Genomic DNA, 24,392 nt, shown 5'->3' with positions numbered 1-24,392 from the left:
AGGCTAATATTATGCAACAGCTAGAAACTACTATCTCGACAGATTTATGGATGAAAGCTAGTTGGGAAGAATACTTAGAAGCAATTAAAAACTTCCCAGAAAATCAAGGAAAAAGTTATTATCACAATGGCTATTATCGATTAGAAATGACTCCTATTGGTAACGATCATGCCAGCGATCATGCTATTTTGATCTTCGCTGTTAGTCTCTATGCCACCCTAAAAAATCTGACCTTTAATGCCAAAGATAATTGCAGTTTTCGCAGGTCTGGTTATCGAGAAGTTCAACCGGATATATCTTATTATTTTGCCGAGAAAGCTAATCTGATTCCCTACGGTACTTTGATTATTGATTTGAATCAGTATCCCCCACCAGATTTAGTCATTGAAATCTCAAAATCTACCCTTAATGATGACTTAGGTAATAAACGCTTACTCTATGAAGAATTAGGAGTTAGTGAATACTGGAGTGTTAACGTCGATTATCCCCAAATATTCGCTTTTAAAATAATCGATCGAGGTAGTAAAAGAATTGATATATCAAAGGTTTTACCTAATTTAAGACTTGCGGTTTTAGAGTCAGCTTTACAACAGGCACGCACCAGAGATCAAAGTCAGGTAGGACGTTGGTTAATCAGTCAATTTCAAGGTTAAATCCTGCTGTTTTTTGGCAGCCGCTTTCTCCAATAAAGACTCGGCAAAAGCGATGGCAGCCGCTGCCGAATTTCCTCCCGTTAATTGTGCCAATTCTTCCCTTCTCGTCTGACGATTATCGAGAGAAGTAACCCGGACAACCGTGCGAATTTCCGAGAGATTAGTGGAATCATCTTCGGCAATCATTTGTTTATAAACGCGAAAATGGTGATCAGCTAAAGCAGCCACTAAGGGTTGATGAGTAACGCACAAAACTTGATATTGTTGACCTAATTGATCTAATTTATCGGCAATTGCCTGGGCAACTTTTCCCGATACTCCCGCATCAATTTCGTCAAAAATTAGGGTTGTCGCTGCCGATTGGGATTGGGAAAAACAGGACTTTAACGCTAGGAGAAAACGACTCATTTCTCCTCCGGAAGCGGTACTGGATAAAGGTTGGATTTTTTCCCCTGGATTGGGACTAAAATAAAATCCCACTTGATCGACTCCCAGACTGCTAGGATTACCCGGGTTAATCCGACAGACAAAAATCACCTTTTCCATGGCTAAAGGTTTTAATTCCTGTACCAATTGTTTTTCTAGTTGACTAGCGGTTTCTTGTCGCAAAAAGGTCAACTGAGTGCTAGTTTCTCGATAGATTTTTTCCTGTTGCTGACAAATTTTTTCTAATTCCTCAATCGATTGTCCTTCTCCCGTCAACTCCGCTAATTCCTGCTGTAATTTCTGATAATAATCGATCGCTTCGGCTAAACTTGGGCCATATTTGCGACAAATGCGCTTAAGTTGGACAATTCTCTCTTCTATCTCGTTCAATCTCTCCGGATCTGCCTCTAGACTATCCCCATAAACGTTGATTTCCTGTCCCGCTTCCACCACCTGATTTAATGCCGATCGCACCATCTCTAAAATTGGCTCTAAACTGCTATCATAAACCATCATATTTGTCAAGATATTTTCAGCTTTTCCTAACAAATCAGCGACGGCGGGTTGATCGCGATCATTTTGGTAGAGTAGTTGATAGACTTGATAGCTGGAATTTTGTAAATCGACACCGTGGGAGAGTCGGTTTCTTTCCTGTTCTAACTGTTCCAACTCGTTAGCGTCAGTTAAATTAGCTGATTCTAGTTCTTTTAGTTGATATTCTAATAAATCTAATCTCTGTAGGCGATTTTGTTCCGATTGCAATCTATTATTGAAAATATTCTTGCTTTCTTGCCAGTTAGCGTAGGCTGTGGCTACTTTTTCCCGCTGCAGCAGCAGGGATTCACCCCCGTAGAGATCTAATAATTCCCTCTGTCGATTAGCGTCCATTAACTGAACTGTTTGACCTTGAGCGGTGATTTCTACCAAAAAATCTCTTATTTGCGCCATTTGTTGGCGATTAGCGACGACTCCGTTAATCCGAGAACGAGAACGCAAGGAATTATTAGTAATCACTAATTCCCGGCTGATGGTCAGACTATTATCCTCTAATAGGTCAATTTCCTGACTTTCTAGCCAAGCAATTAATTCTGGAGTCAGAGAAAAAGTCGCTTCTAGGGTTGATTGTTGGCTTCCCTGACGGATGACGCGATGATTGACTTTACCACCGAGAACAATATCGATCGCATCTAATATAATCGATTTTCCTGCCCCCGTCTCACCGGTCAGTACATTTAATCCGCTGCCGAAAGTTAATTCTAAGCGATCGATGAGGGTAAAATTTTCAATTTGTAGGCAGGATAACATATATCAGTAATCAGTAATCAGTTGCTAAGTAGGTAGGCGTTAAAAATTATCAGATGCCCCCTTATTAAGGGGGGATACCCCCTTAATCCCCCCTTATCAAGGGGGGCAGGGGGGATCGAACCTAAAATCCATTTTTAATTTAATTATAACCAGCTACTTATTCTCATTATCCTTCAGCATTCCCTAATTTTCCCCGAAACGGTAGCCCTTCCCATAGACAGTATTAATTAGAGGTGTTTCTCCAGGCGCTTCGATTTTACGACGCAGTAAGCGCATCAGGGCAGGAACCACATTACTATTAGGTTGCTCCCCTTCTGACCAGAGATGCTGATAAATTTGTTCATGGGTGAGAAGTTGCCCCGGATGGGTCATAAATAAAGTTAACAATTGTATTTCTTTTGCTGATAAACTGATCGTGCGACCGTGACGATAGGCCACTTGATTTTCGCTATCGAGTTCTAAATCAGCACATTTTAGTTTACTGCTATTACTAGCTTCAAAATTGGGAGAACGACGCAATAAAGCACGGACTCTCGCTAATAATTCTCGCAGTTGAAAGGGTTTGACTAAATAATCATCGGCACCGGCATCTAATCCCGCCACTCGATCGTCTATGGTATCCTTAGCGGTTAGAAATAAAACGGGAGTGGTGTCCCCCTGATCCCGTAAATATTGACAGATTTGTAATCCGGATTGCTGGGGTAACATCCAATCGAGAATTAAGAGGTCATAATTATTCTCTTGTGCCAATTCTAACCCCGTCCGACCATTATCAGCAATATCAACTTCATAGCCTTCTTGAGCAAGAATTTGTTCTAAGGGTTCGGTTAATTCTTTTTCATCGTCAACGATAAGTATTCGCATAGAAGGAAGATTATCAGTTATCAGTTATCAGTGATCAGTTATCAGTGATCAGTTATCAGATGTGAGTTATCAGTTCACTGTTTACTGATTACTGTTTACTGATCACTGAAAAACCATTTCTCCTAATTATCTATCTTTGGGTAATAAATTGCGCCATTCGAGAGGGATATAACTTTCAATAAATCTAGCTAGGGTGGGGTAATGACGCTGATACAAAACTCCCATATAGATAATACCAAGTCCCAGGGCGGTTAGGGCAAAGGGAAAGAAAATTGAATCGGCAAAGAGACGATAGGAGAGATAGGAAAGATAGGCAAATACTCCGATACCTCCAAAAACCACAAATAATCTTCTTTTTAGCAGGACGGATAATAACATCAATCCCAAGTTAATTAGACAGTACAAAAATCGTTGCGCTTCATTATCATCGATGAGGAGAGATAAACTAAACCAAAACATAATTAATCCGAATAAGTACAGCCAAAAAGCAAAATCACCCCGACTACGGCGCTGACGTACATCAATTAAATAGGCAGTTATTAAACAGGCAATTCCAAACCAAAAGGATACCCACAGTCGCAGTCTCCATGTATATTCGTTCTCTCCAAATAGTAAAGAGGTTAAGTCCATTGACATATACCACAGACTAAAGGCGATCGGTGCAGTTAAAAAAGGAAATTTAACAAATCGCAAAGTTATTAATCCTGCGATAATCGTGCCTAATTCCATTAAAAACCAACTGCCTTTAGTCCAGGTATGGAAATCTCGATAGATAGCTGGATATCCGGCTTGCCAGTATCCTGTCCAGCGTTGTAAACCATAGATTGCTAAGGGAGTCATTGCCACTGCCATGGTAAATAAAAGGCCGCCGGGGATTTTGAGATTTTGCTGAAAATAGAGATTTTTCCCCGCAAAAATAAAACAAATTGCATAAAACAGGGCGATAAAAAATAGTCCTGCACCACCGAAACTCTCCCAAGCTTCGTTCATCAACCACCCCAGGGCAGAGATAACAATTAATGCCCCAAAATAATAGGCTACATTAGCAAAATTAAAGCGAGGGCGATTAACTTCATCTTCTTGGGGATAACGGGATATAAAAGCCGTCCATAAATTTTCAGCTTGGCTGGCAGTAATTAGGTTTTGTTGTACCGCCCAATCAAAATCTTCTCTTTCTAGTCTCATAATATTCTCTAGTCCTTAAGCTAAGATGTATTTTAACCGCTTATCCTAAGGATAAGGGAATAGGGCATAGGCGCAGATGTTAAATCCTGTAGTAAAACTTAACATTTACCGATTGCAACATCCGAAATCTGCAAAATAGAGTACAATTCAATCTATATTAACTATTATCGAAGCAATTATGATAACTAAATCAGAACTCTATGAACAAGATTTTCAATTATGGCTGATAACAACAATAGGTCAGTTAGAACAAGGAGATTTTCAGGCATTAGATGTATCTCATTTGGTTGAGGAGTTGAAAGAATTGGGTAAATCAGATAAAAATGCCTTGGAAGGAAATTTAATGATTTTGCTGGCTCATTTACTGAAATTAAAAGTACAATCCTCCGCCCCTGAAAGCATGAAATCTAGCTGGTATAGCTCCATTGTCGAACACAGGGAACGAGTTGTCGCCTTACTAGAAAACACCCCTTCTTTGAAATCTCATCTAGCAATCGCCATCGATAAAACCTATCCTAAAGGTCGCAAAATTGCCATCAAGGAAAGTAAATTGGCTGACTTTGGAATTGCGATTCCTCCAGAGGAAGCATATCCCTTAGACTGCCCTTTTTCTTTAGAACAGATTCTTGATGAAGATTTTTATGGCTGATAATTCATATTTAATCCATCAGCTAAGACACTTTCAAAATGCTTCTAAAAAGTCTTCAAATCTCAAAAACTGGGAAGCTATACAAGTCACATCTGTCTCCCGATACTAAGCGACTCGACTGACTTTAAATAGAGCTTACAAGCTTTTTTGCCCAACCCTAGTTAATCAGCCTTCAAGAATAAGTAAAAATTATAAATTTAAGGTAAATAATTAAAATATTTAAATATTTGGGGCGATTAGTTCAATGTAACAAGTAAGTTACAAGATTTTGATTTTCCCAGAATTTGCCAAAATTTAGCTGTAAATCGGGGTTGCCTAGATTTAATAATATGGTATGATCGTGGTATGCTGTGGGCTTAGTTTAAGCATTAAACTTTAAATCAAGGCAAAACCAAGGCAATCAGGGGACTGTGTTGATTCTCTTGCCCAAAAAAAGCCGCCAGTGATGAAATTTTTTTATGCTGCAATTTTTGAAGTTTTGTAAAGGCTATTGACTTAAAGCCAGAATTGTGTAAGTTGAGATTTTTAGTACAAATGCTCAGACTTTTCCTTCCTACTCTGGCGCTCTTGTCTCCCTACAACGAAAATTTTTTATCTCACCATTGAGATAACTGCTCTGAGATGGGCTAAAAACTGGGGCAATGTGGACATCGATCGAAAGACTAAGCTAAACTGGTAATGACTATGTATTAGGGCGGAGGTCAACGGATACAACTATGGACAATTTGGAGGTAAAACAAAAACCGATCCGGTGTTTAGAAGATGCGATCGAAAGGTGTCAAACTTTAGGAATGCGGGTTAGTCGTCAGCGTCGCTATATTTTAGAATTGCTGTGGCAAGCGCAGGAACACCTATCAGCGCGAGAAATTTATGATCGTCTCAATCTGCAAGGAAAAAACATCGGTCATACCTCAGTGTACCAAAACCTAGAGGCTCTATCGGGTCAAGGCATTATCGAATCTGTGGAACGCTGGGACGGCAGACTCTACGGCAACATCAGCGATTCCCACAGTCACATCAATTGTCTGGACAGTCAAGAAATCATCGATGTGCATATCCAACTTCCCCCGGAATTAATTAAACAGATCGAGGCATCGACGGGGGTAAAAATTACCGATTATCGCATCGATTTCTATGGCTATAAACAAAACAAATGAGCCAGATCACTGTATAATTGACCCTGTGAATAGTATCCGTTGACAGGCTGCAACTCTTGTGATTGATCGCCCTCTCACCCTAATTATCATCGATAATGACCCGATTTTCCGCTTGGGTCTGGTGCAGGCCTTGTCGCAGATAGAAAATATTAGTATCGTCACCGAAGGGGATTTAGAAACAATTTTCGCCTTGACTCTTAATCCGGCCCCCGAAATTATTATTATTGATCCTCTCTTTGATTGGTCTTACTGTGAAATTCTCCACTCTCGCTATCCCGAAAGTAAAATTGTTCTATTAACCTTTCCTCTCGACTCCCGACAGCAACTAATCGCCAGAGAATTAGGCATCGCCGGTTATATTCCCAAAGGCACAAACCTAGAGCAATTTATCACTATTTTAGGGCAAATTTCCCGGGATGAATCCCACGATGTTGTCCCTTCCCCTCTCACCATTGCTAACCGTCCAAGTTTAGCCCCTAGCCATTGGTTAATCACTGCCGGAAGAACGGGATTAAATCGCATCGAAAGTGAATTACATTTAATTGATCTCCACCTCAATCAACAGTCTTTATCCGGCTTTGATCGCTTTTATTGGCAGGGAAGAAAACGAGAACTTTTAGCAGCCCTATGGCTAGTGAGAAAACTAATTCCCCTGGAAGGGAGCTATTACAATTCAGCTTCAGCGACACCTCCGATAATAATTAACAATATCGATCGGGAATTACCAATTTTAAGCCGCGAGCGTCCCCTCTGTGTTTCGGCAGTTTTTGAGTCCACTTTAGCAGTTATTCGATCGCCTTTAATTAATAGAACAAAGATTAGTTTTGAAATTGATGTTTTACAGGATAATCGGCAACGGGAATTATTATATTTAGTTCTCGATGAAATTCGTAAAAATGTCGATGAAATGAGATATTTACAGGTTAGCAGCGGGGAATTAACCAGTCGCTTAAATCTGATTATTTACGATATCTGGGAGAAAGTTACGCGTAAATTTTTAGAAATTAATGCCTCGGTTTATGACGAAATTAGTAAAGGCAAACTTAATGAAATTATTCTGGAAGAAAGAGAGGCAATTCAAATAGAAATCCTCAATAAAATTCCTTTTACTCTTGACTTATTTTCCTATTTAGTGTACGAAAATAGTTTAACTATTGACGGAGTAGAATACCGAGCTAATGCTCCTGAAACTATCGCCAGAGCCGAAATTATCCTGCAAAATCTCATTCATAATATTGCCAATGCGGTGACGGTAATTATTCTCAATAACTTCTCGGAATCGGAAAGAATCAAACAAAAACTTTACCGGTCAGAATTTCTCATCGCCAGAAAATTAGCTAAAATCCGCAATGAATTATCTTGGAAATACCGACGGCAACAATATTGGCAAGAACCTAAAGATATCTTTGAAAGTCAATATCAATTATTTCACTATAGCGATGGAGAAATTCAATCTCTAGCCATTTATTCCCCCCGACAGGAAGAATTAAACAGTTTAACAGGCATACCCTGGTTAGTTTCGATCGCCTTAGAATTAAGAGACTCTTTATCCCCTCGTTTACGCGCTTTTTTTCGGGTGGTGGGTAATGGAGTAGTCTATATCCTTATCCAAGTTATCGGTAGGGGTATTGGTTTAGTAATTCGTGGGGTTTTACAGGGAGTCGGTAACACTTGGCAGGAAGTCAAAGGTAAAAAGGGATCATGAATTAAGTAGTCGTGCAAAATTAATTTCCTAGTCGAGACAGGAGACGGGATACAGCTATTAGGGATCGGATTTGAGTTTTCAGTTCACTGTTTACTCACAGCAGAAGTCTGACGGAGTAGTGGCTTAGATGTGTAATTAATTGTGCTTAGATACTTAACAGTAATTATCGTCCCATTTCTCGCTTTAATTTTTTCAATTCTTCTTCCATTTCCCATTCTTTAAATTTTAGATCGAGATTATCGTAGTTCGAGCGCTGATAGTCGGATTCTTGGGGTTGATCCCAAAAAGTGGTTTCCCAGTCACGCGACTGATTTTTAGGGGCTTTTTCGGCTTTAATTTGCACTTCTTGACGACGTTGTTGGATCTGTTGCAGTAACTCTTGAGATTGAGTCAGACGTTTTTTCACCCCTTCCATCCGTCCCCAAAGTTGATTACCCTGACGAAATAGAGCCGCCTCGCGTTCACTGGCAGCCTTAACCAAGTCCTGCCGTCCAGCGGCCTTAGCCTTATCAATTCTAGCGTGCCAAGTTTGGATATCTTGGGCAGTGGCCAAAATTTGCTGTTCGAGACGTTGACGCTCATTTTCTAGAGCGCTAATCAGTTTAGCCGTATCGCGCTCCTGTTCGCGCAGTTGTTCCACCAGCGCCTGTAATTCTAATTGGGGATGACTTTTGAGAAATTCTTCCAGTTGGGTTTCAAGAAAGCGACTAACATCATCAAATAGATTGCCCATCTGTGCAGTATCCTAAATTTGCAATTAAAGTCTAGGAGCGATTTTAATCCCCCTCTTTTTAGCATAGGCTAGATCAACCCTAGGTTTAAATATATTTGGGAAAAGTAGTACAAAAATGTTATTCGGCTGCCGGTTAGGGACGGGGAAACCAGTATAATAAAACTAAGTAGCTGGTTATAATTAAATTAAAAATGGATTTTAGGTTCGATCCCCCCTAGCCCCCCTTGATAAGGGGGGAAGCCGAAGGCGGGGGGATCCCCCTTGATAAGGGGGGTGCCGATCCCCCCTTAGTCCCCCCTTAATAAGGGGGGCATCTGATAATTTTTAACGCCTACCTACTTAGAGTAATATTTCCTGAAAACCTCTTAATTGTTTGACTTAAGTGACAATTTCACCAGCTTGGACAGAACGCATCGGTTATCAACGGGATTGGGTGTGGCGCGGTTGGCAAATTCGTTATAGTTTTATGCCGGCAAAAAACCGCCAAGATGCCGATAAACCCCCTTTAATTTTACTGCACGGATTTGGAGCGGCGATCGAACATTGGCGCCATAATATTCCTATTCTCAGCCAAAATCATCGAGTTTACGCAGTAGATTTATTAGGTTTCGGTGGTTCGCGTAAAGTGCAGGTTCCCTATACCGTTAATCTCTGGGTGGAACAGATACACGATTTCTGGCAAACTTTTATCAATAGACCGGTGGTATTAGTGGGAAATTCGATCGGTTCTTTAGTTAGTATGGCCCTAGCGGGTAAATACCCGGAAATGGTAGCCAGATTAGTTATGCTCAGTTTACCCGATGTCAGCCGTCGGCGGGAAATGATCGCCGATTGGTTATTAAATATCGTCACTCCCATCGAAAACTTTTTCACTTCTCCTTGGCTATTAAAACCGATATTTTACTATCTGCGTCGTCCGCAAGTCTTGAAAAAATGGACAGGAATCGCCTACGAAGACAAGAAAGCAGTCAGCGACGAATTAGTACAAATTATCGCCGCCCCAACCCTAGATGAGGGGGCAGCGGAGTCCTTTATTTCCCTAGCACAAGCTGTCAATCATCCCGAATATTGTCCACCAGCAAAGCTAATTTTACCACGTTTACAAATCCCGATTTTATTGTGTTGGGGCAAACAAGATCGCATGGTTCCCGTCCAGTTAGCTCCGGGTTTTGTCTCCCTTAATCCTAGGATTAAATATGTAGAATTTGAACAGGCTGGTCATTGTTTGCAGGATGAATGTCCTGACCGTTTTAACCCAATTTTATTAGAGTGGCTAGAATCTGTTGCTGTTCTTTGAGAGAATAGGGAGAGTGATTGTTGGTGATAGTCCTATGCAAACCTTGGAATCGACGCTCAACCCCCCCGCAACTGCCTCCGAATTCGACACCACGATTCACCGACGCAAAACCCGTCCCGTCCGGGTAGGTAGCGTTACCATCGGTGGTGGTCATCCCGTGGTCGTGCAGTCGATGATTAACGAGGATACCCTTGATATAGACGGTTCCGTGGCCGGTATCCGTCGCCTCCATGAAATCGGCTGTGAAATTGTCCGCGTCACCGTGCCGAGTCTGTCCCACGCCACCGCTTTAGCTAAAATTAGGGAAAAACTGCTCGCCACCTATCAACCTGTGCCGTTAGTAGCCGATGTACATCACAACGGCATGAAAATCGCCCTAGAAGTGGCCAAGCACGTCGATAAAGTGCGGATTAACCCCGGTTTGTACGTTTTCGAGAAACCGAAAGCCGACCGCAGCGAGTACAGTCAAGCAGAATTTGATGAAATTGGCGAAAAAATAGCCGAAACTCTGAAACCTTTAGTAGTTTCCCTGCGAGATCAAGATAAAGCGATGCGAATCGGCGTTAACCACGGTTCTCTGGCCGAAAGAATGCTCTTTACCTACGGCGACACCCCCGAAGGAATGGTACAGTCGGCTTTAGAATTCATCCGCATCTGCGAATCCCTCGATTTTCGCAATCTAGTGGTTTCCCTGAAAGCTTCCCGCGTGCCGGTGATGGTGGCCGCCTATCGTCTCATGGTTAAGCGCATGGACGAGTTAGGTATGGATTATCCCCTACATTTGGGGGTTACTGAGGCAGGAGATGGGGAATACGGACGAATTAAATCCACTGCCGGGATTGCCACTCTCTTAGCGGACGGTATTGGTGATACGATTCGCGTTTCTCTGACGGAAGCTCCCGAAAAGGAAATTCCCGTCTGTTACAGCATTCTCCAGGCCCTGGGACTGCGGAAAACCATGGTCGAATACGTTGCCTGTCCTTCCTGTGGTCGCACTCTTTTTAATTTAGAAGATGTCCTGCAGCAAGTGCGCGCAGCGACTAAACACCTCACCGGACTCGATATCGCCGTTATGGGTTGTATTGTCAATGGACCGGGAGAAATGGCCGACGCAGACTATGGTTATGTGGGGAAACAGGCCGGTTATATCTCCCTTTATCGCGGTCGCGAGGAAATTAAACGCGTCCCCGAAAGTGAAGGTGTAACCGAGTTGATTAATTTAATTAAAGCCGATGGCCGTTGGGTAGAACCTTAATTAGTTTTACCAGTAGGGGTTGACATCGATTCAACCCCCGATCATCGGCGAGAATTTGTTACAATGGAAAGCTTGCTAGAAATTGCCGCCCCAGAGAGTCCATGCTACCTACACGCGATTGTGTTCGTCAAACCCCCGCTTACACTCCGGGAGAACAGCCCCAAAGCGCGGGATTTACCAAACTTAACACCAATGAGAATCCCTATCCCCCACCGGCGGAAATTTTTGCCCACCTGCCAGAGCAATTAGAGAAAGTCCGACTCTATCCCGATCCTATCTCCAAAGAGTTACGGCAAACGGCGGCGGAATTATACGGCATAGCAGCCGATCAGATAATCGCGGGTAATGGCTCCGATGATATACTTAATATCGCCCTGCGAACTTTTGTTAACCCTTGCGAAAGTGTCGCTTTTTTGGATTTAACCTATTCCCTTTACGAGACAATTGCCCGGGTACACGGGGCAAATATTATCGAATTTCCCACTAATGATAAATTTGAATTAGCCGGACCGATTATTTGTCCGGAAGCGAAATTAATTTTTCTAGCTTCTCCTAATCCTCCCGTCGGGAAACATCTTGAGCGCGACTATTTAGAGGCAACCTGTGCTAATGCATCGGGATTGGTATTAATTGATGAAGCTTATGTGGATTTTAGTGATGACAATCATCTCGATTTTCTCTCCCGTTACGATAATGTCATCATTAGTCGTACCATGTCGAAAAGTTATAGTTTAGCGGGGTTAAGAGTCGGTTTCGGTTTTGCTTCCGGGGCCATTATCGAACAGATGGATAAGGTGCGTGATTCCTATAATTTAGATCGCATCGCTCAAACTTTAGCCACAGCAGCTTTAAAACACCATAATTATTTTGAGCAAGTTTGGCAAAAAGTCCGTCAAACCCGCAGCCGTTTAATTACTTCTTTGCGGGAGTTGGGATTTATTGTTTTTGACTCGGAAGCTAATTTTATCCTCGCTTCTCCCCCCCAGATTAGTGCCAGTGAGTTATATAATCAACTCAAAGACCGTCAGATATTAGTGCGATATTTTAAACATCCTCGCATTCAGAATTATGTGCGGATTTCTATCGGCACTGATGAGGAGATTGATCGCCTTTTATCTGCTATTCAAGAGATTATGGGAACAAATTAATCTCTATTTTCGTCAGAGTTTTATTAGCATTTTAAACCCTAATAACTTCTCGAAAAAAAGGCTAGATTGATCGGAACAAAGCAGCGACAAACAAGGGTCTAATGGCCTGTCGTTTCTCCCGATTACTAGCCTTGGCTATCAAGATTATTAGTCCGACAAAAGGATTAAATACTAGCGCACAAATTTTTGAACTTATGCAATTTTATCCCCAAGGAATCACAGTTCAAGAATTGAGTGAGCGCTTAAATCGTCCCGTTTCTATGCTCAATCTTTGTCTAAAATCTTTGGTTGCTTCTAAAAAAATCGTGGCCAGAAAAAATGATAATCAGTGGGTTTATACTGTTGATAAAAAAGCTTAGTTTGTCCAGATAAGAATACTTAAGATGTAGAAAAAGTATTTATTAAGTACCCAGAGAGAATCAATTATACATATTTTTCCCTTTCCTGTTGCCTCTTTCCGGAGGGCGAATGCAATTCGCCCCTACAATAGGGTGAATGCAATTCGCCCCTACAATAATATTATTACGCCAATGGCCTGCGCTCAAAATGTAATATAGACATTTCTACAAAACTGAGATATACCCATATATTACCCCTATTGCTGAATAACTATTTTAGGCTGTAGATAGTATTCATCTTCTGCGACAACTATCTCACCAATGCCGAGAAATTGAGCCTCTAAAGACTCCACAGCAACCAGAGAACTGATTATAACATTTGCATCGGTGAGATTAATTTTTCTGCCGTGAAACCAATCGATAACTCTTTCTGATGTCAAAGAAATCCAGTCTAGATGTGCCAAGGCAATGCGAGGCGAAATTAAAGCCTCGGAATTAGCCATTAAAGCTTCCAGATTAATACTATCGGCTAATTGAAAACCACAGCTTTCCGTGCGAGTTAAACTGGCTAAAGTGCCACCCACAGCTAACACCTTGCCCAAATCTCTGGCCAGGGAACGGATATAAGTCCCCGATCCACAGTGAATATCTAGCTCTATTTGTGGAAATTCGCCCTCTAACCAGTCTAAAACTGTAATTTGGTCAATTTTGACATGACGAGGCTCCACTGCGATTATTTCCCCTTTGCGTGCCAATTCGTAAAGACGGCGACCATCCTGGTGAATAGCACTATACATCGGTGGAATCTGGGCAATATTGCCAATAAATTCCGCTAAATGCGGCTTAACTGCCTCTAAAGTTAAATCGGGCCAGGGACAAGTAGCGATCGCTTTTCCGGTAATATCATCGGTATCGGTGCTGAGTCCTAACTGGATTTTTGCCCGATAAGCCTTATTTTCGGGTAAATAGGGCAGTAATCGGGTGGCAGCCCCGACGGCGATCGGTAAAACTCCCGTGGCCATAGGATCTAAAGTTCCGCCATGGCCGACTCGTTTTGTCTTAAGAATTTTTCGGACTTTGGCCACACAATCGTGAGAAGTCCAATCGGGGGGTTTATTGAGATTTAAAAAGCCAAACATTATAAATTATCAATTATGAATTATGAAGTGGGGTGGGGAGACAGGGAGAATAGATAAAAGCAATCTCCTCAATTCTGAATACTGAATACTGAATACTGACGGCTGATATCTAAAAATCTGACGTATTAAGTAGGGAGGCGCAATTATTTATAGGATGGGTTAGCGGTAGCGTAACATGATCGGGCGTTGGGCTTCATGCTGAAAATAGTTAAAACCCTACACCCTACACCCTACACCCTACACCCTACACCCTACACCCTGCCCCCACCGAAAACCTTTTTGCCGCAAACCCTACTTATATAATTGCATAACTTCGCTTAAAGGTAAACGGGAACGAACACCGATAGAAAGGTCAGAAAAATGACCAAGATCATAATGATCAACAGCAGCGCGAGCAATCATAGCGGCGTTATCTGTACAGAGTTTAAGTGGCGGAAAATAGACGGTTAAATCATGATTTTTGGCGGCAGTTTCCAGATGATTTCTTAAGGCACTATTAGCAGCTACTCCTCCCCCGATCGCAATAGTTTTTAAGCCATAATCTAAGGCACAATTGATGGTCCGACGGGTTAAACTTCTGGCCACCGTATCTTGAAAACTAGCGGCTATATCAGCTACAGGTAAATTATCTGGCTCGAATTTCTCTACTAAGCGCAAAACAGCAGTTTTTAAACCGCTAAAACTGGAATCATAGGCATGAAAACCGCCGGTTGGTAAAGATATTTTACCTTCGGGTAAGGGAAAAGCTTGGGGATTACCATCTTTAGCAATGCGATCAATGATCGGACCTCCGGGATAACTTAAGTTTAATAATCGTGCCACTTTATCAAAAGCTTCTCCAGCTGCATCATCTCTAGTAGTTCCTAATTGTTGATATTTACCGCAGGCCTGCACATGGATTAAACTGGTATGACCCCCGGAGACTAAAAGAGATAAAAAAGGAGGTTTAAGATCAGATTCAGCGAGATAGGAAGCATAGATATGACCTTCGAGATGATGAATGCCGATAAAGGGTTTATCGTGGATAATAGCCAGGGTTTTGGCTGCCGTCATTCCCACCATTAAAGCACCTACTAAACCGGGAGCAACTGTGGCGGCTATCCCATCAATTTCTGACCAAGTTAACCCCGTTTCTTGCCAAGCTTTTTCTAGACAAAAATTAATGGTTTCTAGGTGTTGTCGGGAGGCCATTTCTGGCACAACACCGCCATAGGGACGATGGAGATCAATTTGAGAAGAAACCACACTACTCAACACCTGGTTATTGTTAACAATAGCCACAGCCGTTTCATCGCAACTGGTTTCGATCGCTAAGATAATTGTCATGATTTAATCAGTAAATCGTCAGACACCCCCCTTATTAAGGGGGGATTAAGGGGGTATCCATCTTTAATTTAATTATAACCACTTACTTAATTTTGCTTAGGTACTTAATTAAAATTAAAGTTATCGTTCAGCAATTTCCATAGCCACCACCGCCGGGGGTTTCAATAATAAAAATATCACCGGGGTTCATTTCTACAGTCGCAGTACCGGGCAATTCTTCGATAGTTCCATCGTTTCTTTCCACGGCATTACGTCCTATTTTACCAGCTTTTCCTCCCGCCAGTCCAAAGGGGGGAATCTGGCGATTACCCGATAAAATATTAGCAGTCATGGACTCTTGAAATTTAATTCTTCTAATGACACCATCACCTCCAGAATATTGTCCCTTACCGCCACTATCGGGGCGAATGCTAAAACTTTCCACTAATACAGGATAACGCATTTCTAATACTTCTGGATCGGTGAGACGGGAATTAGTCATCTGGGTTTGTACGGCAGCAGTTCCCGCAAAATTTGCCCCCGCACCAGAACCGCCACAAATAGTCTCATAATATTGGTACTTTTGATTGCCAAAAGTGAAATTATTCATCGTTCCTTGACTGGCTGCCTGAATGCCTAAAGCACCGTATAAAGCATTAACTATGGCCTGGGAAGTTTCCACATTTCCAGCTACTACGGCCGCTGGATAAACGGGATTAAGAAAACAGCCAGATGGGATAATTAAATGGAGGGGTTTGAAACAGCCAGCATTTAAAGGAATTGCCTCCTCCACAAGGGTACGAAAAACGTATAAAACCGCCGCTCTTGTCACTGCTAGGGGTGCATTAAAATTATTATTTAACTGGTCAGATGTGCCAGTAAAATCGATGGTTGCTTGACAATTATCAATATCTATGGTGATCTTGACCTTGATGACAGCACCGTTATCCAGATAATAAGTAAATTCACCATCTTTTAAGACAGATATAGCTTTTCTCACCGCTAATTCCGCATTATCTTGAACGAACTGTTGATAGGCTTTAACCATAGCTAATCCGTAGCGCTCAACCATATTATGTAATTCTCTTTCCCCCTTGGCATTAGCGGCTATTTGTGCCTGAAAATCGGCAATATTTTGGGCGATATTGCGTGCAGGAAAAGGACTATTAGTTAAGTGATTAATTAATTCTTGTTCCCGAAACTGTCCCGCTGCTACCAGCAAAAAATTATCGAATAAAATTCCTTCTTCGCTAATATGGACAGAATGGGGAGGCATAGAACCGGGGGTAATGCCACCGATATCAGCTTGATGTCCCCGGGAGGCAAGATAAAATAATATTTCCTGATTTTGGCGGTCAAAAATAGGACTAATTACTGTGACATCTGGCAGGTGAGTACCGCCATTATAAGGATTATTAGCCAGATAAACATTCCCCGGACGAATCGTCTCACCTTTATCCTGAATTAAGCTTTTAACGCTATCGGACATAGAGCCTAAATGGACGGGAATATGAGGAGCATTAGCGATTAAATTTCCCACCTCATCAAAAATAGCACAGGAGAAGTCTAGGCGCTCTTTAATATTGACACTTGCTGCCGTATTTTGCAGAGTAATCCCCATTTCTTCGGCAATAAATTGATAGAGATTTTTAAAGATTTCTAGATAAATAGGATCGGCAACGGTAGTTATTTCTGTGCGGTGAAAATCTACAGGGAACATAGGAAAATCAGTTATCAGTTATCAGTTATCAGTTATCAGTTAGCTGTCTCTTGTCTTTTTTATCCTCCTCTGTCGGAGTGGCTCTCTTATTCTTTGTGTGATCAGTTTAACTTGCATAGGAGCGATCTTTGTGTCCTTTGTGTCTCTGTGGTTCATTCCACTTGCTCGCCAGACTATATCTTAGAACACATTTTACCCACCAAACCCAAGAGAGCCTGGGAACCTCCTGTCTCCTCACCCAAGAGAAGATTTTTGATTTTTGCAGGAGAGCCACTGATAGGGGCTGACTGAGATATAATCGCAGTCAGTACCAGAGGGTGAATTATGGATAAAACCAGCTTGATCGATAAAGTGAAACAAATGGCTAATAAACGCGATTATTTACTGCAATTGCGCGATAAACCCGACATTGGCGGCCTGAGATTGGATGTTAATCAAGCTCTTGAGGAGTTAGATGAATTGCTCGATGAGTTTCAAGCAACTTTTCCTGAAGAAAAACTTAGTTAACTATCCGACTCGACGGGATTGATGTTTGTCCGATTGTGCTAATTTTCCCAAGTCATCGATCGCTTTGATCAGAGCTTGGGAAGATATATCTTTAGGGTAGTATAGGTCAAAAGCTATACTTTGATTATTTTTTTCCATTGGAAGCTTTGGCAAGGAACTATAGGCGATAATGCGAATATAAGGGTCGAATTGTTTGATTTGAATAGCGGCGCTGTGTCCATCTAAGACAGGCATCTGTATATCTAAAATAATTACATCTGGTTGACAACTTTTCGCCAAGTCGATCGCCTAAAAAACAACTATCTCCCGATAGCGATCGCTAAAGGTCGAATAATTATAAATTTTTGTCAAGGGGTGTGGTCAGACAGAGGAATTATCGCTAGAATGAGCCTAATTGTCAGGAATTTAGTTAAACAAGGTTTTTGGCAATATGCTAATCTGGCTAACACGCTTTTGGGGGTGATATGGGGAAAAGTTCTGGCAATCGCACCTAAATGGGGTGATATACCGAAAGTTGACCCACAATGTGTAGTTAGACAGGCATAGTTCTGAATCAGATAGAGGATCAGGCTGGCCCATGAAAATGTCCGCACTAAGATTCGTAGAAACGACAACCTAGAGGAGCAAGTCTATTAAGATATGTTCCAGCTAATCTTGGAGACATTGCGTTCAGGTACACCAATGGCCTTAACCTTTAATAGCTATAATTTCTGTCACTCGTATTTCCTCCGCTCATAATTATGACATTAAAAGTTTTTGTATCTTATAGTTGGGATTTGCTGAATGTGAGAGCCGCGATTCAAGAGAGGCTAAGGCTTTTAGATGTGATTCCAGTTGTTGATAGGGAGATAGTTAGCCATGAGAATCGTAGCATCCACGAAAATATTCGGAAACACTTACTAGAGAGTGACCTAGTAGTTGTTGTTTTCGCGCAAGAGACTCTCAAGTCTGTGGAAGTAAGAGAAGAGCTAACTTTGGCTCATACCTGGGGAATACCTGTGATTTGTTTTGTAGACAAGAATCTAGACTCGAATGATCGAGATAAGATACCATGGTTTCTGCGTGACAAACTCGAATGCCGATACAATTCGCAAAGCAAATCGTCAACCGACGAGATATTGGAGCAACTTAATGGAGTAATTAATCGCAAACTTACCGAAAAAACAAAGCCTGACTCAAATAACACCTTTTCCAAGCTTGAAATCCATCGCATCATAAGAGCAAGCAATGAACGATTAATGGATATAAACGATCAAGAACATTTTCGCCTAAGCATAGCGCAGAATGTCGTTCGGGCACTAAATCAAGAGCTTGAGAATCTAAGCCGAAGCGACTACACAGTTGATTTATCACTTGACCAGAACTTCTTACTAAGAGCTAGTGGCTTATTTGCTAATGCAACTAGAATATATGCAACAAGCATTGACTCACTGTCGAGTTTCTGGATAGCCAATAATCCTGAGAATGCAATTGGATATACTCGTATCCAGCCATCCAATACCATGAGACTATTTGTTTTTTCATCGGCATTAAGTATGCACCAGTACCGATATGTCCTTACCGAGCAGCACAAACAATACGGGAGTGATGGTGCAGTATTCATGTGCTCGATAGATAGTTATAATCTTCTAGTTGGGTCCCTGCTTAATGCAAATCTGAGACGCCGGCTTGCTGGCAAAGACTTTGCCTTTCTGGAGTTTGGAGATCAAGCAAAACCTTATCTTGCAACACTATCTAGTGATACACTACATTGTAAGCAGCTGGACAGCGCTAGCGTTTACTCATCTCTAAAAGATGCTTTTGATAATTTTGCCTGCCTTCAGAAGCTTGAGCGAGACGATCAGTATAAAGTCTTAAAATGGGTTCCTTCATTCGCAAATCATGACCCTGATTGGAAGCTGGCACTTGAAGCACTTTTCAGTCCTGAAGCGAGAAGTCTAAGCCGCCGACAAGTTTTTCATCATATCTTTTTCCATAGTAGAGTAGTTACGGGAAACAATGCAAAAGCTCTTGAATCGGCAATAGTAAAGGCCATATCAGTCCTGCGTCAAATACCAAAGCGAAGAGATGACTCTGAAATGCTTATTAAAAATATTACATTTGGCCAGATGATCCCATCTGAATCAATCAACAACCTTAAGGTACTAGACGGCAGATTTAAGGGGCAAATTATCATCGGCAATCATCATCTGGAGACTTTTCCTTACTGTTTGTCAATGGCCTTGGATAGCATTGAAGACCTTGAGTACTATTACTCTCATCCCTTGCATTCCGAAGCAAGAGAGGAGATATTCTCGGCTTGTGACGATCGAATTCGTAAGTTGTATAAAATGATTCACAATGAGTCAAGTCCACAGATTAAAGCCGACCTTTACCATGCCATTGAAGGAATTGCCAACGGAATAGTGGTTCGTGCTGATTATTTTGATGTTGACAGACTGGACTATGTGTTGAAGACTGAACCCGTAAAGTTTGCCTGATCAATGCTGTCTGACATCAAGATGCAGAAGACGGGAGCAGATGGTTCCAGCATCGCAGGGATCCCTGCACGCTTCTGATCTTAACCGTTATACTGAATCGGTTTTTAATAGCATGATTAACTCCCAATCCAACTTGAAAAACCCGCTCCCCCCCACTGTTGACTTAAAACCCCCACTGATCACTGATCACTGAAAAAGGCCTAACTTTGGGCAAAAATCTGGTTTGTGTCCCCTCTTAGCGATAAAATTTCTACATCTGGACTGTCGAAAAGTATAAGTTTTGTAAAGTAAAATTAAGAAGGGAGACAAATTTAAGATAACCAACGTATGGAAGTAACTTTTACCGCTGCCGAATCCCTAGAAATTGTTGTTGCTGAACAAACCATCCCGATTCAGCATTATCTGCGCCAACCGCAAAGATTAGTACAGGCTATCGTTGAGACTAGCCTAACAGAACACCTATCTGAGAATCGGTTTCGCCTAAAAATGCGTCCCCTAAACTTCTTGAATATGTACTATTTTCAGCCCACGGTTATTCTTAATGTCTGGGCTACCTCTGAGGGGACGATATTTTTGCAATCAGAAGACTGTCAGATCAAAGGTATTGATTATATCAACGATCGCTTTAGCCTCAATGTTCAAGGCAAACTCGCTCCTGTGGAAAAAAATAATCAAACCTATCTAGCGGGGAAAGCCAATCTTGAGGTGAAAGTCACCTTACCACCACCATTATGGTTAACCCCGCGTCCGCTGTTAGAAATCGCCGGTAATAGTCTCTTAAAAGGGGTTTTATTGCGGATTAAACAGCGTTTAATGAGTCAATTGTTGCAAGATTACCAACAATGGGCTAAACAGGATATTATTGCCCAAAATTACCCCGAAACCATTCTCGATCTCTCCCTTAGTTAAATAAAAATATGAGTTGGACAAAAGTATTATCTGTAGATTCCCTTGCCCCCGGCGCCCGTCAAGTGGTAAAAGTGGGGGAAAATTCCATTCTGTTGATTAACAATAACGGTCAATTCCACGCCGTCGGTAATCGTTGTCCTCATTTAAAATTATCGATGACGAAGGGCAAAATTACCGAAGACGGCGCGATCGTTTGTCCCTGGCATCGTAGTTCTTTTGATCTCTGTAGTGGTGCTGTCAAAGACTGGATTACCTGGCCCCCTGTGGTTAACAAAGCGATGGCGGCAGTTTCTCAACCCCAAGCTTTACCCGTTTATCCCCTTCGCATCGAAGACGGCAGCATCTGGATAGACGCATAACCGCTCACCGAGGGGGGGTTTTGGGCAACCTAAAGAGCAGTTCACTCGACAATGGGGTAATCTTGGAGAATGCCAAACCCTACCTCGCTCGCTTCCGTAAAAACCCAGTTATGGATTGTTCCCCCCGCTCCGGTGATCCCCACTCTCCTGTATATTTTTTAAACAGGATTTAGTATAAAATACCGTCATGTCAGCCTAGGAGCGGAAGGCTTTGCAGTAGAAATAATAAGCCAGAGCTTATTTAATAAGTAGTCATGCAAAATAAATTTCCTAGTGAAGACAGGCAAGAGGCAATAGGCAAGAGGCAAAAGCTTTATCGAAATGTGTAATTAATTTTGCTTAGGTACTTACAAGTGTTTGCCTATTTTAGCCAAAAATTATTAACTTTAATTGGTTTCGTTTAAAAGTTGAGAACGAAGCAAATCGATCGCATCTAAATAACTTGGCATTGGTTCATTACCTAACAGGCAAGCACTGCGATCCACGCTAATCATATCATCACCCCAAAACACTTGACCGAGAGGAATAGATTTTCCTCGATCTGGGCGCCAATTGCTACTAAAATATTTGAGATTAGCGTCCACCACTGCCCCATCAAAAAGATGACCAATACAAAAATAAACATCCTGTAAAATTAGCGGTACGGAAGGGCGATGTAATTGCCCCCGGGAGTTAGGACTACGCGCTTTATAATGACTACGGGGAAAGAGTCCATAGAGATTTTTTAAAGAAGCAGAAATCAAGGGTTTATCCTTTAAATGGGTGCGTTTTAGGGTTCCAATCGTGATCCGACAATCCACTTCTTCGATAATTTTAGGGGCAAACATCGAGGGAAACCGGACAGGAAAAGGGTAAAGATTCGGATATTCTTGCTGGGGTAAACTATCAGCATCAAGAATAGTTATTCCAGGATCGAGAATAGATTTTACACCCAAAATATCGATAATTTCTCTTAAAGAAGTAGCCGAACAAACTCCCTCTAATAAGATAATTTCTGCCCCGGGATTTACCCCCCTCAATCCTCGCAAAACTTGACTTAATACCGGCAGACTAACCGTTACTGGTGGTGGCACAGGATAACCTAAATTAGGTTTAATTAAAATACGTTTAGCTGTGATAGCTGCCGGGGGAGGTTGATAAACAAAATCCGCCATAGCTGAATTTTTTACCCCAGCAGTAATTGAGGATTGGGTAATCATAGAAAAGAAAATAAATTAATGGGAATTGGCCAGATCATTTAGGGAGTTTACCTGCTGTAAAGCTTGCCAGATTAGCCCAGAATCGGCCCCAGGAAAATGGCTATTTTCACTAATATAACGCTTCCAGGCCTTAGTTCCGGGCTGACCGGCAAAAAGCTGTAAAAGATGTTTGCTGATCTGGTGTAATTTATAACCTTTACTCACCCATTCATCGATGTAGGGAAGCATTTTTTTGATTACTTCTTCCCGGGTAGGAGGAGTAACCGATTCCCCATAAAAATCTCGATCGACTGTGGCAAATAAATAGGGATTATCGTAGGCTGCCCGACCGATCATAACTGCATCTACTAATTGTAAATGTTGTCTAGCCTGTTCTAAATTAATGATACCGCCATTAATTTCAATAAACAAATGGGGAAACTGATTTTTTAGGCGATAAACATCATCGTAACGTAAGGGGGGGACGGTGCGATTTTCCTTGGGACTTAATCCCTGTAACCAAGCTTTCCGCGCATGGATGGTAAAACGTTGACAACCCGCATCCGCGACAATACGGACAAAATTCGCCATATTTTCGTAACTATCCTGATCATCAATACCAATTCTCTGTTTTACAGTCACGGGAATCGATACAGCTTGATTCATTGCCGATATTCCCCTCGCAACTAATTCCGGGTTAGCCATCAAACAAGCGCCGAAATTGCCCTCTTTTACCCTAGAACTAGGACAACCCACATTGAGATTTACCTCGTCATAACCCATATCTTCGGCTATTTTGGCACATTCTGCCAAAAGATAGGGATTATCACCCCCTAACTGCAAAGCTAGAGGTTTTTCTGCTAGGGAGAACCCCAGCAACTTATAGCGATCGCCGTGTTTAATCGCCATCGTCGTGATCATTTCCGTGTAGAGAAGGGGACGACGGCTAATTTGTCGCAAAAAATAGCGAAAATGGCGATCGGTATAATCCATCATCGGCGCCACACTTAAAATACTGCCCATCTTTCCCTTGATTTTTTCGCTGATCGGGACATTCTCTGGGTTTCCCCAGAGAATAACCAGTCTTCCTGCCAAGATATTTTAAAGCTTTTTGGTAAGTTGACTATCTAATATTACTGGTTAAGTAGTAGTGCAAAATAAATTTCCTAGTGGCTGGTGATTCGGTAGTAGTGATGGCGGTTTAATCCTTTGCTTTGCTGTGCATTGTAGTCATGGATAAAATACCAAAGGGTTCCTCAAGGTGATTCTCCATTTTTTTAGAGAAAGATAGACTCTCTCTCACCAGCCGAGAAATCCTTTGTCGAAAGGTATTATTTAATCTTTCAATAGGATTAGTTTGACCAGTTTCTTTCCCGACCAGTCGATGACGTTATCTATTGGCTAAAAAACCGGTACACTGATAACTGATAATTGACAACTGGTCACTGCTTATGCCTCCTCGTTGGCCCCGTCAACCCGATCGCAAAAACGATCCCGCTTTCCGACGTTTAGATGATCGCATGAATTTCGCCGTTCATGTGGCGGCTTTTTTAGCGATTAATTCAGGGTTGTGGTTTTTTCATATCATTAAATTTTCCGATTGGACTTGGTTGAATCTGTTCACGGGAATTTGGGCTATTCTATTGGTGGGACATTTGATTTATATAGCGGCGATCGCTAACTACTCGGTAACACCCCATGGCTAACACAACTCAGGACATCGAAAATCTGGCCGCCCAAATCGGCGACAATATCTACATTGACGTGGCTAAATGGCATCTCTATCTCCGGGAGGCCCATTTACACAGCGTCGTTGCCGAAAAAGTCTTCCCTTTGCTCGAAAACGACAGTTTAAGTGAGAATGCAGTCATGTCTCTCCTGCGGGAGATAAAAGTCACCCTCGGAGGTGGTCATCTGCAAGTTTCTCTAGCGGATTTGTTACCCACCAAATGTCAGGTGGATTTAATCGATTTGCTGGAAGAATACCAAAAAAGTCGCTAAAATTCCCAAATAGTATGCCTGATTACTCGCAACTATAGGGTTGGCTGAATAAATCTAAAAACATTGTTCGATAAGTACT

At 41.9% G+C, this 24,392-nt stretch carries 24 protein-coding genes and 2 pseudogenes; 15 read left to right on the top strand and 11 right to left on the bottom strand.

The window, feature by feature from the left end:
- The first annotated feature begins 11 nt into the window (after positions 1-11).
- Positions 12-653 (top strand): Uma2 family endonuclease, encoded by a 642-nt coding sequence (locus H6G40_RS01535; RefSeq protein ID WP_069475132.1) that lies wholly within the window; start codon positions 12-14, stop codon positions 651-653.
- On the opposite strand, the gene recN is transcribed toward H6G40_RS01535, so the two are convergent.
- The 3 genes from recN to H6G40_RS01520 all read right to left on the bottom strand — a co-directional run bounded on the left by recN (position 630) and on the right by H6G40_RS01520 (position 4,433).
- Positions 630-2,384 (bottom strand): DNA repair protein RecN, encoded by a 1,755-nt coding sequence (recN, locus tag H6G40_RS01530; protein ID WP_069475133.1) that lies wholly within the window; start codon positions 2,382-2,384, stop codon positions 630-632. The two genes, H6G40_RS01535 and recN, sit on opposite strands and share 24 nt — an antisense overlap.
- A 183-nt stretch (positions 2,385-2,567) precedes the next feature.
- Positions 2,568-3,248 carry a two-component system response regulator RppA gene (gene rppA, locus H6G40_RS01525; RefSeq protein WP_002793954.1) on the bottom strand — a complete coding sequence of 227 codons (681 nt, stop codon included), beginning with the start codon at positions 3,246-3,248 and terminating at the stop codon, positions 2,568-2,570.
- Between the two features lie 126 nt (positions 3,249-3,374).
- Positions 3,375-4,433: a DUF2157 domain-containing protein gene (locus H6G40_RS01520; protein ID WP_002734966.1), complete on the bottom strand. Its 1,059-nt coding sequence runs from the start codon at positions 4,431-4,433 to the stop codon at positions 3,375-3,377.
- Between the two features lie 178 nt (positions 4,434-4,611).
- On the opposite strand from H6G40_RS01520, the gene H6G40_RS01515 reads away from it, so the two are divergent.
- From H6G40_RS01515 to H6G40_RS01505, 3 genes are all read left to right on the top strand, one after another.
- Positions 4,612-5,082 (top strand): DUF29 domain-containing protein, encoded by a 471-nt coding sequence (locus tag H6G40_RS01515; protein ID WP_002733042.1) that lies wholly within the window; start codon positions 4,612-4,614, stop codon positions 5,080-5,082.
- 716 nt (positions 5,083-5,798) lie between these two features.
- Positions 5,799-6,239: a Fur family transcriptional regulator gene (locus H6G40_RS01510; RefSeq protein WP_002731825.1), complete on the top strand. Its 441-nt coding sequence runs from the start codon at positions 5,799-5,801 to the stop codon at positions 6,237-6,239.
- Between the two features lie 58 nt (positions 6,240-6,297).
- Entirely contained in the window at positions 6,298-7,944 is a 1,647-nt protein-coding gene (locus tag H6G40_RS01505; protein WP_002733029.1) for a DUF3685 domain-containing protein, read from the top strand.
- A gap of 163 nt (positions 7,945-8,107) precedes the next feature.
- On the opposite strand, the gene H6G40_RS01500 is transcribed toward H6G40_RS01505, so the two are convergent.
- Positions 8,108-8,677: a TIGR04376 family protein gene (locus H6G40_RS01500; protein ID WP_123230840.1), complete on the bottom strand. Its 570-nt coding sequence runs from the start codon at positions 8,675-8,677 to the stop codon at positions 8,108-8,110.
- Positions 8,678-9,059: 382 nt separating this feature from the next.
- Here H6G40_RS01500 and H6G40_RS01495 point away from each other — a divergent pair, with 382 nt between their 5' ends.
- From H6G40_RS01495 to H6G40_RS01480, 4 genes are all read left to right on the top strand, one after another.
- Positions 9,060-9,974 carry an alpha/beta fold hydrolase gene (locus H6G40_RS01495; RefSeq protein WP_190537161.1) on the top strand — a complete coding sequence of 305 codons (915 nt, stop codon included), beginning with the start codon at positions 9,060-9,062 and terminating at the stop codon, positions 9,972-9,974.
- A 34-nt stretch (positions 9,975-10,008) separates the two neighbouring features.
- On the top strand, positions 10,009-11,229 hold the full coding sequence (gene ispG, locus H6G40_RS01490) for a (E)-4-hydroxy-3-methylbut-2-enyl-diphosphate synthase (RefSeq protein WP_123230839.1): 1,221 nt from the start codon (positions 10,009-10,011) through the stop codon (positions 11,227-11,229).
- Between the two features lie 101 nt (positions 11,230-11,330).
- Complete coding sequence (gene hisC, locus H6G40_RS01485; RefSeq protein WP_123230838.1) at positions 11,331-12,377, top strand: histidinol-phosphate transaminase; 1,047 nt, start codon at positions 11,331-11,333, stop codon at positions 12,375-12,377.
- Between the two features lie 101 nt (positions 12,378-12,478).
- Positions 12,479-12,736: a winged helix-turn-helix domain-containing protein gene (locus H6G40_RS01480; RefSeq protein WP_190537159.1), complete on the top strand. Its 258-nt coding sequence runs from the start codon at positions 12,479-12,481 to the stop codon at positions 12,734-12,736.
- A gap of 236 nt (positions 12,737-12,972) precedes the next feature.
- Here the strand turns inward: H6G40_RS01480 and truB are convergent, their stop codons facing one another.
- From truB to H6G40_RS01465, 3 genes are all read right to left on the bottom strand, one after another.
- On the bottom strand, positions 12,973-13,854 hold the full coding sequence (truB, locus tag H6G40_RS01475) for a tRNA pseudouridine(55) synthase TruB (RefSeq protein ID WP_190537157.1): 882 nt from the start codon (positions 13,852-13,854) through the stop codon (positions 12,973-12,975).
- 291 nt (positions 13,855-14,145) lie between these two features.
- A complete protein-coding gene (gene tsaD, locus H6G40_RS01470) occupies positions 14,146-15,180 on the bottom strand; it encodes a tRNA (adenosine(37)-N6)-threonylcarbamoyltransferase complex transferase subunit TsaD (protein ID WP_190537155.1) in 1,035 nt (344 codons plus the stop codon).
- Positions 15,181-15,307: 127 nt separating this feature from the next.
- Entirely contained in the window at positions 15,308-16,879 is a 1,572-nt protein-coding gene (locus H6G40_RS01465) for a hydantoinase B/oxoprolinase family protein (RefSeq protein WP_190537153.1), read from the bottom strand.
- Between the two features lie 324 nt (positions 16,880-17,203).
- Here H6G40_RS01465 and H6G40_RS01460 point away from each other — a divergent pair, with 324 nt between their 5' ends.
- Complete coding sequence (locus H6G40_RS01460) at positions 17,204-17,386, top strand: hypothetical protein (RefSeq protein WP_002734024.1); 183 nt, start codon at positions 17,204-17,206, stop codon at positions 17,384-17,386.
- On the opposite strand, the pseudogene H6G40_RS01455 reads toward H6G40_RS01460, so the two are convergent.
- A pseudogene (locus H6G40_RS01455) lies at positions 17,387-17,674 on the bottom strand (response regulator); the annotation flags it as partial.
- Here H6G40_RS01455 and H6G40_RS01450 point away from each other — a divergent pair.
- The 4 genes from H6G40_RS01450 to H6G40_RS01435 all read left to right on the top strand — a co-directional run bounded on the left by H6G40_RS01450 (position 17,648) and on the right by H6G40_RS01435 (position 21,134).
- Positions 17,648-17,932, top strand: a complete 285-nt coding sequence (locus H6G40_RS01450) for a hypothetical protein (RefSeq protein WP_002734242.1) — start codon at positions 17,648-17,650, stop codon at positions 17,930-17,932. The pseudogene H6G40_RS01455 and the gene H6G40_RS01450 sit on opposite strands and share 27 nt — an antisense overlap.
- Positions 17,933-18,126: 194 nt before the next feature.
- Positions 18,127-19,866, top strand: coding sequence for a TIR domain-containing protein (locus H6G40_RS01445; protein ID WP_002732839.1), 1,740 nt, complete (start codon positions 18,127-18,129; stop codon positions 19,864-19,866).
- A 327-nt stretch (positions 19,867-20,193) separates the two neighbouring features.
- Positions 20,194-20,775, top strand: a complete 582-nt coding sequence (locus tag H6G40_RS01440) for a DUF1997 domain-containing protein (protein WP_002733111.1) — start codon at positions 20,194-20,196, stop codon at positions 20,773-20,775.
- 8 nt (positions 20,776-20,783) lie between these two features.
- Positions 20,784-21,134 (top strand): Rieske (2Fe-2S) protein, encoded by a 351-nt coding sequence (locus H6G40_RS01435; RefSeq protein WP_002731942.1) that lies wholly within the window; start codon positions 20,784-20,786, stop codon positions 21,132-21,134.
- 386 nt (positions 21,135-21,520) lie between these two features.
- On the opposite strand, the gene H6G40_RS01430 is transcribed toward H6G40_RS01435, so the two are convergent.
- From H6G40_RS01430 to H6G40_RS01420, 3 genes and pseudogenes are all read right to left on the bottom strand, one after another.
- Entirely contained in the window at positions 21,521-22,333 is an 813-nt protein-coding gene (locus H6G40_RS01430) for a DUF362 domain-containing protein (RefSeq protein WP_002732702.1), read from the bottom strand.
- A gap of 15 nt (positions 22,334-22,348) precedes the next feature.
- The gene (dusA, locus tag H6G40_RS01425) at positions 22,349-23,335 is read right to left on the bottom strand and encodes a tRNA dihydrouridine(20/20a) synthase DusA (protein ID WP_069474003.1); all 987 of its coding nucleotides are present in this window, start codon (positions 23,333-23,335) and stop codon (positions 22,349-22,351) included.
- Between the two features lie 143 nt (positions 23,336-23,478).
- Positions 23,479-23,702: pseudogene (locus H6G40_RS01420) on the bottom strand (IS1 family transposase); the annotation flags it as partial.
- A gap of 61 nt (positions 23,703-23,763) precedes the next feature.
- Between H6G40_RS01420 and H6G40_RS01415 the strand changes: the two are divergent.
- Together H6G40_RS01415 and H6G40_RS01410 are read left to right on the top strand one after the other, a co-directional pair.
- Positions 23,764-24,018 carry a hypothetical protein gene (locus H6G40_RS01415; protein WP_002732278.1) on the top strand — a complete coding sequence of 85 codons (255 nt, stop codon included), beginning with the start codon at positions 23,764-23,766 and terminating at the stop codon, positions 24,016-24,018.
- Positions 24,011-24,313, top strand: coding sequence for a DUF3181 family protein (locus H6G40_RS01410; protein WP_002734773.1), 303 nt, complete (start codon positions 24,011-24,013; stop codon positions 24,311-24,313). Before H6G40_RS01415 ends, H6G40_RS01410 begins: the two co-directional genes overlap by 8 nt.
- The last annotated feature ends 79 nt before the right edge of the window (positions 24,314-24,392 follow it).

Origin of the sequence: Microcystis viridis FACHB-1342 (genome assembly GCF_014698335.1) — a bacterium.
GTDB lineage: Bacteria > Cyanobacteriota > Cyanobacteriia > Cyanobacteriales > Microcystaceae > Microcystis > Microcystis ichthyoblabe_A.
The sequence above is the reverse complement of the archived record's forward strand: the minus strand, read 5'-3'. Positions and strand labels throughout refer to the sequence as shown.